The following is a 13,826-nucleotide window of genomic DNA, read 5'->3' on the forward strand; positions in this document are numbered from 1 at the left end:
GCTCGCAATGACGGAAGGAGTCATGCTAGGTCCGTTACCGGCCGAGCGCCGCTTCAAGCGGGCCCTTTGGCATGATGACGTCGAAGGCAATGTCGAAGGTCACGAACATCACGGCGGTGAACACGAAGGCAGTGAGCAAGGATTTCCACAGCGCGATCTTGCCGACCATGCGCATGAAACCGGCGATCAACAGGAAACTCGCGACATAGAGCCCGAGGAACTGCATGGCGAGGCAGAACAGCAGCGTCGGCACGAACACCGCCATCACGCGGCGAAGCTGCGCCCGCGTCACGAAGATCTCGGAAGCTTCCCTGCGCGACAGGAATGCGGCGACCAGGCCATAAAGGCTGGCGCCACCGAGGATGACCGAGAGATAGAATGGAAAGTACCCGGACTGCGGGCCGGTCGATTCCCAGCCGGCTCCCGTCCGCCAGTTGTCGTACCCGAGCGTCAGCGCGAGCGCGAGCAGCAGGAGACAGACAACGACGTCGGCCGCGCGAACGCTCGTCACCGCAGGCGAATCGGCCTCGGGCGCAGTCGGATCCTCGACGACGATTTCGATGTCGGTGTTGGACATGGAGACGATGAACCCCGATACGACAGACCTGAACGGGGATACGTGCCGATGCCGCTGGCGTCAATGACCCGCGCTGCGCTCCGGGAATGCGCTCGCAAGTGCAGCACGCTCGGGGCGGAGCAGGCCGCGTTCAGTGATCAATCCTGTCACCAGCCGCGCCGGCGTGACGTCGAAGGCGTAGTTGGCTACAGGCGAGCCTTCTGGAACCACGCGCACGGTCTGGACGCGGCCGTCGGCGGTGCGGCCGGTCATGTTCGCCACTTCGTCGGCGCTGCGCTGCTCGATCGGGATCTGCCTGACGCCGTCATCGATACTAAAGTCGATGGTGGGCGACGGCAGTGCAACATAGAACGGCACGCCATTGTCGTGGGCGGCGAGCGCCTTCAGGTAGGTACCGATCTTGTTGCAGACATCGCCATTGGCCCCTACGCGGTCGGTACCGACGATGGCGAGATCGACCATGCGGTGCTGCATCAGATGGCCGCCGGTGTTGTCCGGGATCACCGTGTGCGGAACGCCGTGGTGGCCGAGTTCCCACGCGGTCAGCGAAGCGCCCTGATTGCGCGGCCGGGTCTCGTCGACCCAAACATGAACCTTCAGGCCGCGATCATGCGCGAGATAGATCGGCGCCGTCGCCGTGCCCCAGTCCACCGTCGCGAGCCAGCCGGCGTTGCAATGGGTCAGGACATTGACCGGCTCGCCGGGCCGCTTCCTCGCCGCGATCTCTTCGATCAACGCCAGACCATGCCGGCCGATCCCCTGGTTGATCGCGACGTCCTCGTCGGCGATTTCGACCGCGCGCCGGTAAGCCGCCACGGCCCGTTCCGATGGCGGCAACGGCCGAAGCAATCGTTGCATCTCATCGAGCGCCCATTTCAGGTTGATCGCGGTCGGCCGGGCCGCCAGCAGCATGGCATAGGCGCGGTCCAGCGCCGCATCGAAAGCCTCAGTTCGCATGGCGAGCGCCATGCCGTAAGCAGCCGTGGCGCCGATCAGCGGCGCGCCGCGCACCAGCATGGAACGGATCGCCTCGGTCGCGTCCTCGGCGCTTGCGATGCGCGCCACCACGAATTCATGCGGCAACCGGCGCTGGTCGATCGCGCCGACTGTCCAGCCGTCGTCCTCGAGCCAGATGCTGCGAAAATGTCGGCCGTCGACCTTCATGAACGCAACACCCTTCCCGCCACCGCATCGAGCTTCTTCAACAACTCCGGATCGCGCGCTTCCGGCGCGGTGATCAAAGCGGTGTCGAGTGCCTTGTCCGAGCCGATCGGACACGGTTCATGCTCGCGCGGGAAATCCCTGGCGAGACGCGATACCAACGCTTTCGCCTTCTCGGCGTTCGAATTCAGAACGCGAATGATGTCCTGCACCGTTACCGCGTCATGATCGGGATGCCAGCAATCGAAGTCGGTCACCATGGCCACGCTGGCGTAGCAGAGTTCCGCCTCGCGGGCGAGTTTTGCCTCGGGCATGTTGGTCATGCCGATCACCGAATAGCCCTGCGCCTTGTAGGTCAGGCTCTCGGCGAGGCTGGAGAATTGCGGACCTTCCATGCACAAATAGGTGCCAGCGCGCGCAAACGCGATACCCTCGGCTACCGCCGCCGCGGCCAGATGAACCCGCAGCCGTGGCGACACCGGATGCGCCATCGAAACGTGAGCCACGCAGCCCGTGCCGAAGAACGAGCTCTCGCGCTTATGGGTACGGTCGACGAACTGGTCGACCAACACAAAGGTGCCGGGCGGCAGTTCCTCCTTGAACGAGCCGCAGGCCGAAAGCGAGATCAGGTCGGTGACCCCCGCCCGCTTCAGCACGTCGATATTGGCGCGGTAGTTGATGTCCGACGGCGACAGCCGGTGTCCCTTGTCGTGGCGAGGAAGGAACACGATCGGCAGTCCAGCGATGCTGCCGCGGCGGACGGGCGCCGATGGCTCACCCCAGGGACTTTCAATCGCCTCGTCGCGGACGTTTTCCAGCCCCGACAGGTCGTAGATGCCGGATCCGCCGATGATGCCAAGCACGGCACGCGTCATGACTTCTCCCAATCAGGATTTCACGCAAGATGTTCGACTATACTGCGGCGCAATAATCAAGCATTGTCGCACGGTTGCAAGGGGTCTCAAAATGCCGACCACGAAGGACCGGGAAAAACGCCAGTCGATCATCGATGCCTGCCGCAGCATGAACGCGCTCGGCATCAACCAGGGAACGTCGGGAAATATCAGCCTGCGCCACGGCGAGGGCCTGCTGATCACGCCGACCAGCACGCCCTACGAGGCGATGCAGCCCGAGCAGATCGTGTTCATGGGCTTGGACGGCTCGCACGATCCCGCCCAGCGGCCGTCGAGCGAATGGCGATTTCATCTCGACATCCTGAGAGCCCGGCCCGAAATCAACGCCGTGGTCCATGCCCACCCGCCCTATTCGACGATTCTCGCCATCATGGGCCTGGAAATTCCGCCGATCCACTACATGATCGCGTGTGCCGGCGGCGACACCATCCGCGTCGCGCCCTATGCGACCTTCGGCACGCAGGAGCTTTCCGAGCACGCCGTGCGCGCGCTGGAAGGTAGGCTGGCGTGCCTGCTCGAACACCATGGTATGATTGCAGTCGGAGCATCGCTTTCGAAAGCGATGTGGCTTGCCGTCGAAGTCGAAACGCTGGCCCGGCAATATCACGGCTGCCTGCAGATCGGGACACCGCGCCTCTTGCCGAAGGCCGAGATCGAAAACGTTCTCGGCAGGATCGCAGGATACGGTCCTGCCGACAAATAACGATCGGCCTATTTCGCGACGAAGCCCGCTTCGTTCATCAGCGAGGCGTTGAGCTTGTCGTCCTCCTCGAGGAACTTCAGCATGTCCTTGCCGGTGAGGAAGATCGGCTTGAGCGCCTGCTTCTCCATATAGTCCTTGTACTCCGACGTCTGCGTCACCTTCTGGAACAGATCGACGTAGAACGCCTGCTGTTCCGGCGTGACCTTGCCGGGCAGGAACATCGCGCGCAGCATCAGATACTGCACGTCGAGCCCCTCCTCCTTGCAGGTCGGGACATCGTTCCAGGATTGCGTCTCGGTGACCTTGGTCTTGTAGGAGATGCGCTCCTTGTCGAACACGCACAGCGCACGCACCTGACCGGCGCGCCAGACCTCGAGATTTTCGGATGGGTTGTTGACGTTGGCTTCGGTGTGCTTGCCGACCAACTGCGTCGCCGCCTCGCCGCCCGACTTGTACGGCAGATAGGAGAATTTCGCGCCGGTCTTCTGCTCCATGAACACGGTGAGCACGTGGTCCTCGCGCTTAGAGCCGGTGCCGCCCATCTTGAACGGGGAGCTTGCGGCCTTGGCAGCGGCGATGAAATCCTTCACCGTCTTCGGTCCGTCGGCATAGTCCCACAGCACGAACTGATCGAGGGCGACCACCGACACCGGCGTCAGGTCGCGCCAGTTGAAGGGGATCTTCGCCGACAGCGGCAGCATGTAGATCAGGGAATAGGCGATCAGGACCTTGTTGGGGTCGCCGTCGCTGGACTTCATGTACATCAGCGCCTCGGCGCCCGACGCCCCGCCCTTGAGCGACACAACCATCGGCTGCTTCATCAGATTGTTCTTCTGAATGGCCGCCTGCATCATCCGCGCCATCTGGTCGGAGGCCCCGCCCGCGCCGGCTGCGACGACGATTTCGACCGGTTTGGTCGGCTCCCAGGCGGCAAGCGCCGAGGTGCTTGCGATCATGGCCGTCAGGGCGGCAGCGGCTTTCAGCATCTGTCCCACGAGTTTCATCCCTATGTAATTGTTGTATTTAGACAAATTAGCAACTCTGGCCACGCCATTGTGCGGGGTAATGCGGGCGAGTTCAAGCTGCACCGCAATGTGCCGTCTATGACTTTCGCATGAAGCGCACCCCTTTCCGCAGCAGGCTCGTATCTGGGAGCAGCCGATTCAAGCCCCTAGCATTTCCGTTGCATGGCTGCGAGTGAGCCCATCTAATGCACGTTACAAGGACAATCAGGAGGAGCGACCGAATGAGAAGGATTTTGATAGCCGTCCTCATGGGCGCGACGGTGACCCTCGCCGGGTGTGGACGGGATCCAGGACCAAAAGGCGATCCTGGGCCCCAAGGACCCGCCGGGCCGCAAGGCGCGCAGGGCTTGCAAGGCGTGCCCGGCCCTCAAGGCCAACAGGGTCCGCAAGGGCCACAGGGACCGCAGGGTGCGCCCGGCGCAAAGGGCGATCCCGGAGCGGCTGCCGCTTCCATCAGGTCGGTCCAGGCCGACGGCGAGGTCAGCTGCGATGCAAGTGAAAATCTGGTGTCGGTGTTCTGTCCGTCTGGCGGCGCACCCGATGGCTCCAAGTGCGCCACCGCTCCTACCATCGGTCTTTGCCTCAAAAAGCCGTAGCCATCCTATTGTGCTGCTGTCCGACGAATGACGCGCTGACGAGGAAGCATGAAGGCGTTCGCGATTGGTTTGGTCCTGGCTTGTCTTTCCACCGTCGCGGACGCCGGTTCCTCAATAATCGGTGCGGGCTCTCAAACCTGCACGGCTTGGACCAACCGCAAAAAGAATGCGGTCGTCGAAGGAAGCTTTGAATCCTGGCTGGTTGGATTTATCGGCGGCCTGAACATCAGCGGCGAGCGGGACATGGTTGGTGGCGGCGACTTCGACGCGATCATCGCGTGGATGGATGGACGTTGCCTCACCACCCCCTCAGACAGAATAGGTATCGCGGCGCTCGACCTGGGTATGGAATTGGCAAAAAAGGCTGCTCAACCATAGTGGGCGGTTCTGAGCGCTTGTTGCCCTACTTGCCCTTCCAGTTCGGCGAGCGCTTGTTGAGGAACGCGTCCATGCCTTCGCGAAAATCCTCGCTCATATAGGCGCGCAGGATCAGGTCTTCGCCTTCGTCGCGCGTCAATGTCCGCCGGATGCGGCGCACCGCTTCCTTGGTGACCTCGAGCGTGATCGGCGCATGGCTGGCAACGAGCTTCGCAGTTTCGTCGGCGCGGCGCTGCAGCGTCGCCAAATCAGGCACCACTTCATTGAGCAGACCGAGCGCCAGCGCTTCCGGCGCCTCGACCAGCCGCGCCTTGAAGATCAAGTCCTTGGTCCGCGCGGGGCCGACCAGCGAAACCAGCCTGGAAATATTGGACATCGACAGGCAATTGCCGAGCGTGCGCGCGATCGGAAAGCCCATCCGCGTCGTTTCGGTGCCGATGCGGATATCGCAGCACGCCGCGATCCCCGCGCCGCCGCCGGTGCAGGCGCCGGCAATCGCCGCGATCGTCGGCACCCGACATGCCTCCAGCGCACCAAGCACGCGATCGATCCGCGCCTCGTAGTCGAGCGCATCCTGTGCGGTCTTGAAGGCCCGGAACTGCGAGATGTCGGTGCCCGACGCGAACGCCTTGTCGCCGGCGCCGGTCAGGATCATCGCCTTGATCGAGCGATCATTGTTGACGGTCTCGCAGATCGCCGCCATTTGCTCGTACATGGCAAAGGTCAGCGCATTGCGCGCCTGCGGACGGTTGAACGTCAGCCGGGCGATGCCGTCCTCGACGGAATAAATCAGGTCTTCGGTCGAAGCTACCGGAGCGTTCATCGCAGCTCTCTCTATTCTTGTTTCGGTCAAATGATCTCAGGCAACGGCGGCCTTCGGCATCGCGACGACGTCGCGTCCCTTGAGCACTTCCATCGCCGCCAGTACGCCGCCGCCACGATGCGGCACCTTGGCGAGATCGAGACCCATCTCGACACCCGACAGCGTGCCCATCATCATCAGGTCGTTGAAGTGCCCGATATGACCGATCCGGAACACCTTGCCCTTGATCTTGTTCAGGCCGGTGCCGAGCGACATGTCGAAATTTTCCAGCACGACTTTTCGGAAATTATCGGCGTCATGGCCTTCCGGCATAACGACGCCGGTCAGCGCGGGCGAGTGTGCGCCCTGCTCCTGGCATTGCGTTTCCAGGCCCCACACCTTGGCGGCTGCGCGCGTCGCGGCGCTGTGGCGCTTGTGCCGCGCGAAGACATTCTCCAGCCCTTCCTCCTCGAGCATCTTGACCGCTTCACGCAAGCCGAACAGCAAATTGGTTGCGGGCGTATAGGGCCAGGTGCCTGCCTTGTTGATCGCGATGACTTCCTGCCAGTCCCAATAGGAGCGCATCGCGGGATTCGCCTTCGCAACCGCCAGCGCCTTTTCCGAGACGGCGTTGAAGCCGAGACCAGGCGGCAGCATCAGGCCCTTCTGCGACCCGGCGACCGAGACGTCGATGCCCCAGGCATCGTGCTCGTATTCCAGCGATCCGAGGCCGGAGATGGTGTCGACCATCAGCAGCGCGGGATGGTTGACGCGGTCGAGAATTTTGCGGACGTCCTGCGGATGGGTGACGCAGCCGGTCGAGGTCTCGTTGTGGACCACACACACGGCCTTGATCTTGTGCGCCTTGTCGGCCGACAGCCGCGCCTCGATCTGCTCGAGGTCGGCGCCGTGACGCCAGTCACCGGGCAGGAAATCAACTTCGAGCTTGAACTTCTCGGCGATACCGCGCCACAGCACGGCGAACTGCCCGGTTTCCGCCATCAGCACCTTATCGCCGGGTTGCAGCGTATTGACGAGGGCTGCCTCCCAGGCGCCGGTGCCGGACGACGGGTAGATGATCACCGGCTGCTTGGTGCGAAATACCCGCTGCATCGCGGCCAGCACAGCGTGGCCGACCTCGGCAAACTCGGGACCCCGGTGGTCCATGGTCGGCATGTCCATCGCGCGCAGCACCCGGTCCGGCACGTTGGTCGGTCCCGGAATCTGCAGAAAATGCCTTCCAGTATGCACGGTCATGGGCGTCCTTCCCGGTATTGCCTTGGTTTCGCGAGACGGTCGAATATCACTATTTGGCGGGCTTGTCCCCCGCCCGGCGAAGGCCATCAATGATAAGAAGCAGGGCTTTGCCTTGCCAAGCCGGACCCCGGCAGGCAAGACACTGCCGGACATCCAAGAGAACAAGGTAATGGCGGCAACAGGGGCCGAAAAACCACAGGAATCCGCTGAAAGCAGCGGCCTTGCCAGGCGTCTCGCCCGCGAGATGACGGGCGACGTTTTCTTCGACGCCTTCAACCGCGGGCGTTATGCGACCGATGCCTCGTTCTACCAGATCCTGCCCCTGGGCGTGGTGGTTCCCAGGACCATGGACGAGGCGCTGCGGGCGCTTTCCATCGCCAGGGACGAGGGCCGAATCGTCACCCCGCGCGGAGGCGGGACGTCGCAGTGCGGCCAGACCGTCAACGAGGGAATTGTCGTCGACTTCTCCAAGCATCTGAACCGCATCCTCTCGCTCGACGTCGAAAACCGCATCTGCGTGGTCGAGCCAGGTATCGTGCTGGACGATCTCAACCGCCAGCTTAAAAAACACGGCCTCTGGTTTCCGGTGGACGTCTCCACCGCCTCGCGGGCCACCATCGGCGGCATGGCCGGCAACAATTCCTGCGGCGGCCGTTCGCTGCGCTATGGCACCATGCGCGACAACACGCTGTCGATGGATGCGGCGCTGGCCGACGGCACGCTCCTGCATTTCGGCGAGGTGCCGCGGGATCTGGCGCGGGTGAACTCGCCCCAGGGCGGGCTTGCGCTATTCCGGGACATGCTCGATCTCGGCGAGCGCGAGGCCGCCGAGATATCGGAGCGGTTTCCAAAGGTGCAGCGCCGCGTCGGCGGCTACAATCTCGATGCGCTGGTGCCGCGCAATGCGCCCAACAACATGGCGCATCTGCTGGTCGGCTCGGAAGGCACGCTGGCCTTTACGACGCAAGTCGAGCTCAAGCTGTGGCCTGTCATCCGCAACAAGGTGCTGGGCGTCTGCCATTTCGGCAGTTTTTACGAGGCGATGGATGCGGCGCAGCATCTGGTGAAACTGCGGCCAATCGCGGTGGAACTGATCGACCGCACCATGATCGCGCTGGGGCGCGATATTGCGATGTTCAGGCCCGTGATCGAAGCGACCGTGCGGGGCGATCCCGACGCGCTGCTGATCGTCGAGTTCGCCGAGGAGGATCAGCCTGACAATCTGCGAAAGCTGAAACAGCTTTCGCAATTGATGTTGGATCTTGGATTCGGCTGGAACCATCCGCAGCGTAAATGGGGCGGCGTGGTTGATGTCGTCGAACCCGCGACGCAGACGGCGATCGCGGATTTTCGTACCTCTGGCCTCAACGTGATGATGTCGATGAAGCAGGAGGGCAAGCCAGTCTCCTTTGTCGAGGATTGCGCCGTACCGCTGCCGCATCTCGCCGACTACACCGAGCGGCTCAACGCCATCTTCGCCAAGCATGGCACGCGCGGCACCATGTATGCCCACGCCTCCGAAGGCTGCCTGCATGTGCGCCCGGTCCTGAATTTGAAGCTCGAAAAGGACGTCAAGGCGATGCGGGCCATCGCCGAAGAGACCTTCGAGATGGTGCGCGAGTACAAGGGCTCGCACTCCGGCGAGCATGGCGACGGGCTGGTTCGCTCCGAATTTCACGAAGCGATGTTCGGCTCCCGCATCGTTGCCGATTTCCGCGAGGTCAAGCAGCGCTTCGATCCGGACAATCTGCTCAATCCCGGCAAGATCGTCGATCCGCCAAAAATGGACGATCGTTCGTTGTTCCGTTATCAGCCGGACTATCGCGTTGGCGAATTCAAGACTGCGCTTGACTGGTCGGCCTATCCTGGCGCCGGCAGCGGCTTTCAGGGCGCGGTCGAGATGTGCAACAACAACGGCGCCTGCCGGAAGCTCGAGGGCGGCGTGATGTGTCCGTCCTACCGCGCAACCCGCAATGAGAAGGACGTGACGCGAGGCCGCGCCAACACGCTGCGGCTGGCGATTTCCGGTCAGTTGGGTCCTGACGCGCTGGCCTCAGATGAAATGATGGACACGCTCAAACTCTGCGTATCCTGCAAGGCCTGCCGCCATGAATGCCCGACCGGCGTCGACATGGCCAAGATGAAGATCGAGGTGCTGGCCGCACGTGCCGAGAAACATGGCCTGTCGCTGCGCGACCGGCTGGTCGGCTACCTGCCGCGCTATGCGGATCTCGCGTCCCGCTTCGCGCCGCTCGCCAACTGGCGCAACAACAGTCCGTTGCTGCGTTCGCTGTTCGAGAAGTTTGCCGGCATCAGCGCGCAGCGCGCCCTGCCCGCCTTCCGCTGCGACTTGTTCAGGCCCGATGCCGAGGTCTTCGGCCCGGCAGATGGCCGCGAGGTCGTGCTGTTCGCAGATACCTTCAACCGCATCTATGAGCGTGAGAATCTCGACGCCGCCTTGCGTGTTCTGGTTGAAGGCGGATATCGCGTGCATATTCCAAGACCCGCAGACCGAGCCCGTCCGCTGTGTTGCGGGCGGACATTCCTCTCAGCCGGTCTGGTCGAACAGGCGCGCAGCGAACTGGACAGGCTGGTCGCGACCTACGGCCCATTCGCCGCACGCGGCGTGCCGATCGTCGGGCTGGAGCCGAGCTGTCTCCTGACGCTTCGCGATGAACTGCTCTCGCTGCGCTCGGACAACGAGGCCAGGAGCATCAGCGCACACGCTTTGCTGTTCGAGGAATTTCTGGTTCGCGAGGCGGAAGCCGGCCGCCTGAAGCTTCCGCTTGGCGCCATGCCGACAAAAGCGCTGGTTCACGGCCACTGCCATCAAAAATCATTCGGCGCATTCAAGCCGGTCGAGAAGGTGCTGCGCCTCGTTCCTGATCTTAGCGTCGAAATCGTCGAGTCCAGCTGCTGCGGAATGGCAGGTGCGTTCGGCTACGGCGCCGATACCTATCAGGCCTCGATGGAAATGGCGGAGCTTTCGCTGCTGCCGGCGGTACGCCGCGCCGACACCACTACGCTGGTCGTCGCGGACGGCACCTCTTGCCGGCACCAAATCAAAGATGGCACGAACCGTGCAGCCCTTCACGTCGCGCGTGTGCTGGCGATGAGCCTCGACCGCGCACGAACCAATTCAAACCCATCCCCTGTTACAAAGGACGCAATCCATGGCTGAACTCACCCTCGACGTTGCCCGCAAGATTCTCGATGCCGCCCTCGCCAAGGGCGTCGAGAAGAAACTGAAGCCCCTCGTCATCACCATTCTGGATGCCCGCGGCTGCGTGAAGGTCACAGCGGCGCAGGATGGCACCAGCCTGATGCGGGCCGAAATCGCGCACGGCAAGGCCTATGGCGCGCTTGCGATGGGCATGGGGTCGCGGGCGTTGTTCCAGCGCGCCCAGGAGCAGGCCTATTTCGTCGGCGCGGTGAATGCGCTGGCGCAGGGACGTTTGGTGCCGGTGCCCGGCGGCGTGCTGATCCAGGGCGATGGAGGCCTGCTCGGCGCCGTCGGCGTCAGCGGCGACACGTCCGACAATGACGAGATTTGCGCCGTCGCGGGCATCGAAGCCGCGGGACTGAAAGCAAACGCCGGATAGTCGCGAAACCGCACCGGCCGGCAGTCGATCGGATTAACGAATGGATGACGAGTTCAAGCAAAAGCTTCTGGAGCGGCTGAAGGCGATCGAGCAACGACTCGATACGCTCGAAGCCGACCAGAGCCAACTCAGGGAGGCCTATGCGAGATCGCGCGCGCATTTGAGAAGATTGTGGCTGCGTCCGCCGATGTGGACATTCGAGCAGCACCCGCCTCGGCCTCTCGATCTGAGCAAGCTGCCCGCCGCGCCAGCCCTGCCGAAACGGCCTCCCCGCATCGCCATCGTCACGCCGAGCCTCAATCATGGCCGCTTCCTGCGGGCCACCATCGACAGCGTGCTCCACCAGGACTATCCACGATTGTTCTACCATGTGCAGGACGGCGCTTCCGCCGACGAAACGGTCGATATCCTCAGGAGCTATGGCGACCGGATTTCCTGGCGCAGCGAGGCAGACGGCGGGCAATCGGACGCGGTCAACAAGGGCTTCCAAGGTGTCGATTGCGACATCATGGCCTACCTGAACAGCGATGACATGTTGGTGCCGGGAACGCTCGCCTGCGTCGCCAACTTCTTCGATCAGCGGCCGGAGGTCGATTTCGTTTATGGGCACCGCATCTTCATCGACTACGCCGGGTCCGAAATCGGCCGCGCCGTGTTTCCGGCGCATGATGGCGAGGCCCTCAAATATGCCGGCTACGTGCCACAGGAAACCATGTTCTGGCGCCGGCGCGTGTGGGACAAGATCGGACCGATAGATAGCCAGCTTCACTACGCGCTGGACTGGGACTTCATGCTCCGCGCCGAGGCCGCGGGTTTCGAACTGGTGCGGTTGCGGCGTTTTCTTGCCTGCTTCCGTGTCCACGACGAGCAGAAAACAACGAAGAGCTATGAGCGCGGGCGGGAGGAGATGCAGAAGCTGCGCCGCAGATCACTTGGGCGCGTCCCGAGCCAGATCGAGATCTACCGCGCGATGATGCCGTACCTGATGCGACAATTTGTATTTCACTGGAGTTACCGGCTGGGCCTCATAAAACAATGATCAGTGGGCGTCGCCTTTCGAAACAAAGGTTTGGTATCGTCTGACGACCTCATTGATCGGACCCATTTCCCTGATCGATCCGCGGTCGAGCCAGATGCCTGTGGTGCACCAGCGGCTGCATAGATCGAGATTATGCGAGGCCAATACCATGACGCTCGCACGCTCGACGAAACTGCGGACACGCGTTTCCGCCCTGGCCATGAAGTGGGCGTCCCCGGCCAATATCCATTCGTCCATCAATAGAATTTCGGGTTCGAAACAGGTCGCGACCGCAAAGCTGAGCCGCAATATCATCCCGGCCGAATAGGTTCGCACCGGCATCTCGAGATAGTCGCCGAGTTCGGTAAATTCCACAATTTCGGGCATCCGCCGCTCGATCTCGGCCGGCGTCAAGCCGAGCAGCAGCGCGCGCAGATGAATATTGTCGAAGCCGCTCAGATCGGTGTCGATCCCGAGATTGATATCGAACATCGGCGAAATCCGCCCGCGCGTGACGACCTTCCCTTGAACGGGCTCGTAGATTCCGGCGATCGCTCGCAGCAAGGTCGTCTTCCCGGCGCCGTTGGCGCCGAGCAGCGCCAGGCGATCTCCGGCGGCAAGCGAAAACGACACCTCGCGCAATGCCTCGATCACCATCTGATCGCCGGCATCAGTGCCGATCCGGCCCGCTGAGCCATGGAACAACATACGCTTCTTCAGGGATCGCGACCCACCCTGGTAGACCGGAAAAGAAATCATCACCCGCTCAAGGCTAACGATTGCGCCTGCATCGGATTGCCTCGTCATATCAATCATATCCAGTAGGCAATTCTGGCGCGGAAGCGCAGAAAGAGACAGCTCGCCACCAGACCATTGATCGCAGTGATGGCGAGCGTCACCCAAAGCGTCAACGCGGACGGGAGCACGCCAAGCAACGGGGCACGTACGATCTCGATCAGGTGAAAGAACGGGTTTGCCTGTGCAAGATACGATTGTGGACCCAGCAAGTCCGGTGTCCAGATAATCGGCGTGACCAGAAACAGAATTTGCGCGAGACTTGCCAAAATGCGGGGGATATCCCGAAACCGCGCGGAAGCCATTCCAATGGTCAAGCTCGCGAACGCGGCGTTGATCACGAGCAGCACAAGACCGGGAATAGCGCACAGCGCGACAGCCCCGGGCCAGATCTGAAAATAAAGAAGCAGGACGACGTAGATCGGAAGATCGTGTGCAACAAGCGCAACCTTGCCGAATACGAAGCGGCAAACGTAGAGCAGATAAGGCAGGCGGATCTGCTTGATGTAACTCTCGGAGCCCGAGAACAGACTGCCGGCATCCAGCATGACAGAGCTGATGAAGCCCCAAGCGATAAGCCCTGCACAGACATAGGGCATCAGCTGTGCGACCGGCAGTTTGAAGATTTGCGAGTAGACCAGTCCGAGCGCAATGACCGTGATTGCGATGTTTACAGTCGACCAGAACGGCCCAAGGGTCGAGCGCCGGTACCGGTAAAGGATGTCATTCCAGCCAAGCCTCGTCCAGAGCGGCCAGAACCCGACCGCAGCAGTGAGATCCGCGGCCGCGAGGGCAAACTGGCGATTTCGCTGATTTCCCGCCGGCAACGTCGAACGTCCTTCAGAATACACCGGAACCTACCATGGCCCAAAAACCCATCCTATCGTAAAATCGGGCCCAATCCGCGGTTTCGACATGATGGCCAATGTGGAAGGATGAGACATGAAGCGAAATCAAACTTGGGGAATGCCTCGATGATTTTCGCAGTATGAGACCAT

Annotated in this window: 13 protein-coding genes; 5 read left to right on the forward strand and 8 right to left on the reverse strand. The window is 62.2% G+C overall.

Annotated features, from left to right (window positions below; all coding sequences use genetic code 11):
- Positions 1 to 34: 34 nt before the first annotated feature.
- From JQ624_RS23735 to JQ624_RS23745, 3 genes are read right to left on the reverse strand one after another with little or no spacing between them, the layout of a single operon-like run.
- Positions 35 to 577 carry a tripartite tricarboxylate transporter TctB family protein gene (locus tag JQ624_RS23735; RefSeq protein ID WP_212421331.1) on the reverse strand — a complete coding sequence of 181 codons (543 nt, stop codon included), beginning with the start codon at positions 575 to 577 and terminating at the stop codon, positions 35 to 37.
- A 60-nt stretch (positions 578 to 637) separates the two neighbouring features.
- Positions 638 to 1,741: an S-methyl-5-thioribose-1-phosphate isomerase gene (mtnA, locus tag JQ624_RS23740; protein ID WP_212421332.1), complete on the reverse strand. Its 1,104-nt coding sequence runs from the start codon at positions 1,739 to 1,741 to the stop codon at positions 638 to 640.
- A complete protein-coding gene (locus tag JQ624_RS23745; protein WP_212421333.1) occupies positions 1,738 to 2,613 on the reverse strand; it encodes an S-methyl-5'-thioadenosine phosphorylase in 876 nt (291 codons plus the stop codon). Before JQ624_RS23745 ends, mtnA begins: the two co-directional genes overlap by 4 nt.
- Positions 2,614 to 2,704: 91 nt before the next feature.
- Between JQ624_RS23745 and JQ624_RS23750 the strand changes: the two genes are divergently transcribed.
- Positions 2,705 to 3,355, forward strand: a complete 651-nt coding sequence (locus tag JQ624_RS23750; protein ID WP_212421334.1) for a class II aldolase/adducin family protein — start codon at positions 2,705 to 2,707, stop codon at positions 3,353 to 3,355.
- A gap of 8 nt (positions 3,356 to 3,363) precedes the next feature.
- On the opposite strand, the gene JQ624_RS23755 is transcribed toward JQ624_RS23750, so the two are convergent.
- Positions 3,364 to 4,341: a tripartite tricarboxylate transporter substrate-binding protein gene (locus JQ624_RS23755; protein WP_249130037.1), complete on the reverse strand. Its 978-nt coding sequence runs from the start codon at positions 4,339 to 4,341 to the stop codon at positions 3,364 to 3,366.
- Positions 4,342 to 5,024: 683 nt separating this feature from the next.
- Here JQ624_RS23755 and JQ624_RS23765 point away from each other — a divergent pair.
- Positions 5,025 to 5,354, forward strand: coding sequence for a hypothetical protein (locus JQ624_RS23765; RefSeq protein ID WP_212421337.1), 330 nt, complete (start codon positions 5,025 to 5,027; stop codon positions 5,352 to 5,354).
- A 25-nt stretch (positions 5,355 to 5,379) separates the two neighbouring features.
- Here the strand turns inward: JQ624_RS23765 and JQ624_RS23770 are convergent, their stop codons facing one another.
- Together JQ624_RS23770 and JQ624_RS23775 are read right to left on the reverse strand one after the other, a co-directional pair.
- Positions 5,380 to 6,177 (reverse strand): enoyl-CoA hydratase/isomerase family protein, encoded by a 798-nt coding sequence (locus JQ624_RS23770; protein ID WP_212421338.1) that lies wholly within the window; start codon positions 6,175 to 6,177, stop codon positions 5,380 to 5,382.
- Between the two features lie 36 nt (positions 6,178 to 6,213).
- Positions 6,214 to 7,413, reverse strand: coding sequence for an alanine--glyoxylate aminotransferase family protein (locus JQ624_RS23775; protein ID WP_212421339.1), 1,200 nt, complete (start codon positions 7,411 to 7,413; stop codon positions 6,214 to 6,216).
- Between the two features lie 169 nt (positions 7,414 to 7,582).
- Between JQ624_RS23775 and JQ624_RS23780 the strand changes: the two genes are divergently transcribed.
- Genes JQ624_RS23780 through JQ624_RS23790 form a run of 3 tightly spaced genes read left to right on the forward strand, consistent with a single transcriptional unit; the run spans position 7,583 to position 12,054 of the window.
- Positions 7,583 to 10,594 (forward strand): FAD-binding and (Fe-S)-binding domain-containing protein, encoded by a 3,012-nt coding sequence (locus JQ624_RS23780; RefSeq protein WP_212421340.1) that lies wholly within the window; start codon positions 7,583 to 7,585, stop codon positions 10,592 to 10,594.
- A complete protein-coding gene (locus tag JQ624_RS23785) occupies positions 10,587 to 11,015 on the forward strand; it encodes a heme-binding protein (RefSeq protein ID WP_212421341.1) in 429 nt (142 codons plus the stop codon). The genes JQ624_RS23780 and JQ624_RS23785 overlap by 8 nt, the downstream gene beginning before the upstream one ends.
- A 40-nt stretch (positions 11,016 to 11,055) precedes the next feature.
- On the forward strand, positions 11,056 to 12,054 hold the full coding sequence (locus JQ624_RS23790; protein ID WP_212421342.1) for a glycosyltransferase family 2 protein: 999 nt from the start codon (positions 11,056 to 11,058) through the stop codon (positions 12,052 to 12,054).
- Here JQ624_RS23790 and JQ624_RS23795 read toward each other — a convergent pair whose 3' ends face one another.
- Entirely contained in the window at positions 12,055 to 12,840 is a 786-nt protein-coding gene (locus JQ624_RS23795) for an ABC transporter ATP-binding protein (protein ID WP_409334365.1), read from the reverse strand.
- 5 nt (positions 12,841 to 12,845) lie between these two features.
- Positions 12,846 to 13,655, reverse strand: a complete 810-nt coding sequence (locus JQ624_RS23800) for an ABC transporter permease (protein WP_212421344.1) — start codon at positions 13,653 to 13,655, stop codon at positions 12,846 to 12,848.
- Positions 13,656 to 13,826 lie beyond the last annotated feature (171 nt).

It is taken from the genome of Bradyrhizobium sp. AUGA SZCCT0283 (genome assembly GCF_018130385.1).
Classification (GTDB): domain Bacteria; phylum Pseudomonadota; class Alphaproteobacteria; order Rhizobiales; family Xanthobacteraceae; genus Bradyrhizobium.

Excerpts from the sequence above, each read along its gene's own strand:
- JQ624_RS23790 (WP_212421342.1), top strand. The coding sequence starts at position 11,056 with ATGGATGACGAGTTCAAGCAAAAGCTTCTGGAGCGGCTGAAGGCGATC.
- JQ624_RS23775 (WP_212421339.1), bottom strand. The coding sequence starts at position 7,413 with ATGACCGTGCATACTGGAAGGCATTTTCTGCAGATTCCGGGACCGACC.
- JQ624_RS23785 (WP_212421341.1), top strand. The coding sequence starts at position 10,587 with ATGGCTGAACTCACCCTCGACGTTGCCCGCAAGATTCTCGATGCCGCC.
- JQ624_RS23750 (WP_212421334.1), top strand. The coding sequence starts at position 2,705 with ATGCCGACCACGAAGGACCGGGAAAAACGCCAGTCGATCATCGATGCC.
- JQ624_RS23780 (WP_212421340.1), top strand. The coding sequence starts at position 7,583 with ATGGCGGCAACAGGGGCCGAAAAACCACAGGAATCCGCTGAAAGCAGC.
- JQ624_RS23765 (WP_212421337.1), top strand. The coding sequence starts at position 5,025 with ATGAAGGCGTTCGCGATTGGTTTGGTCCTGGCTTGTCTTTCCACCGTC.
- JQ624_RS23770 (WP_212421338.1), bottom strand. The coding sequence starts at position 6,177 with ATGAACGCTCCGGTAGCTTCGACCGAAGACCTGATTTATTCCGTCGAG.
- mtnA (WP_212421332.1), bottom strand. The coding sequence starts at position 1,741 with ATGAAGGTCGACGGCCGACATTTTCGCAGCATCTGGCTCGAGGACGAC.
- JQ624_RS23795 (WP_409334365.1), bottom strand. The coding sequence starts at position 12,840 with ATGACGAGGCAATCCGATGCAGGCGCAATCGTTAGCCTTGAGCGGGTG.
- JQ624_RS23735 (WP_212421331.1), bottom strand. The coding sequence starts at position 577 with ATGTCCAACACCGACATCGAAATCGTCGTCGAGGATCCGACTGCGCCC.
- JQ624_RS23745 (WP_212421333.1), bottom strand. The coding sequence starts at position 2,613 with ATGACGCGTGCCGTGCTTGGCATCATCGGCGGATCCGGCATCTACGAC.
- JQ624_RS23755 (WP_249130037.1), bottom strand. The coding sequence starts at position 4,341 with ATGCTGAAAGCCGCTGCCGCCCTGACGGCCATGATCGCAAGCACCTCG.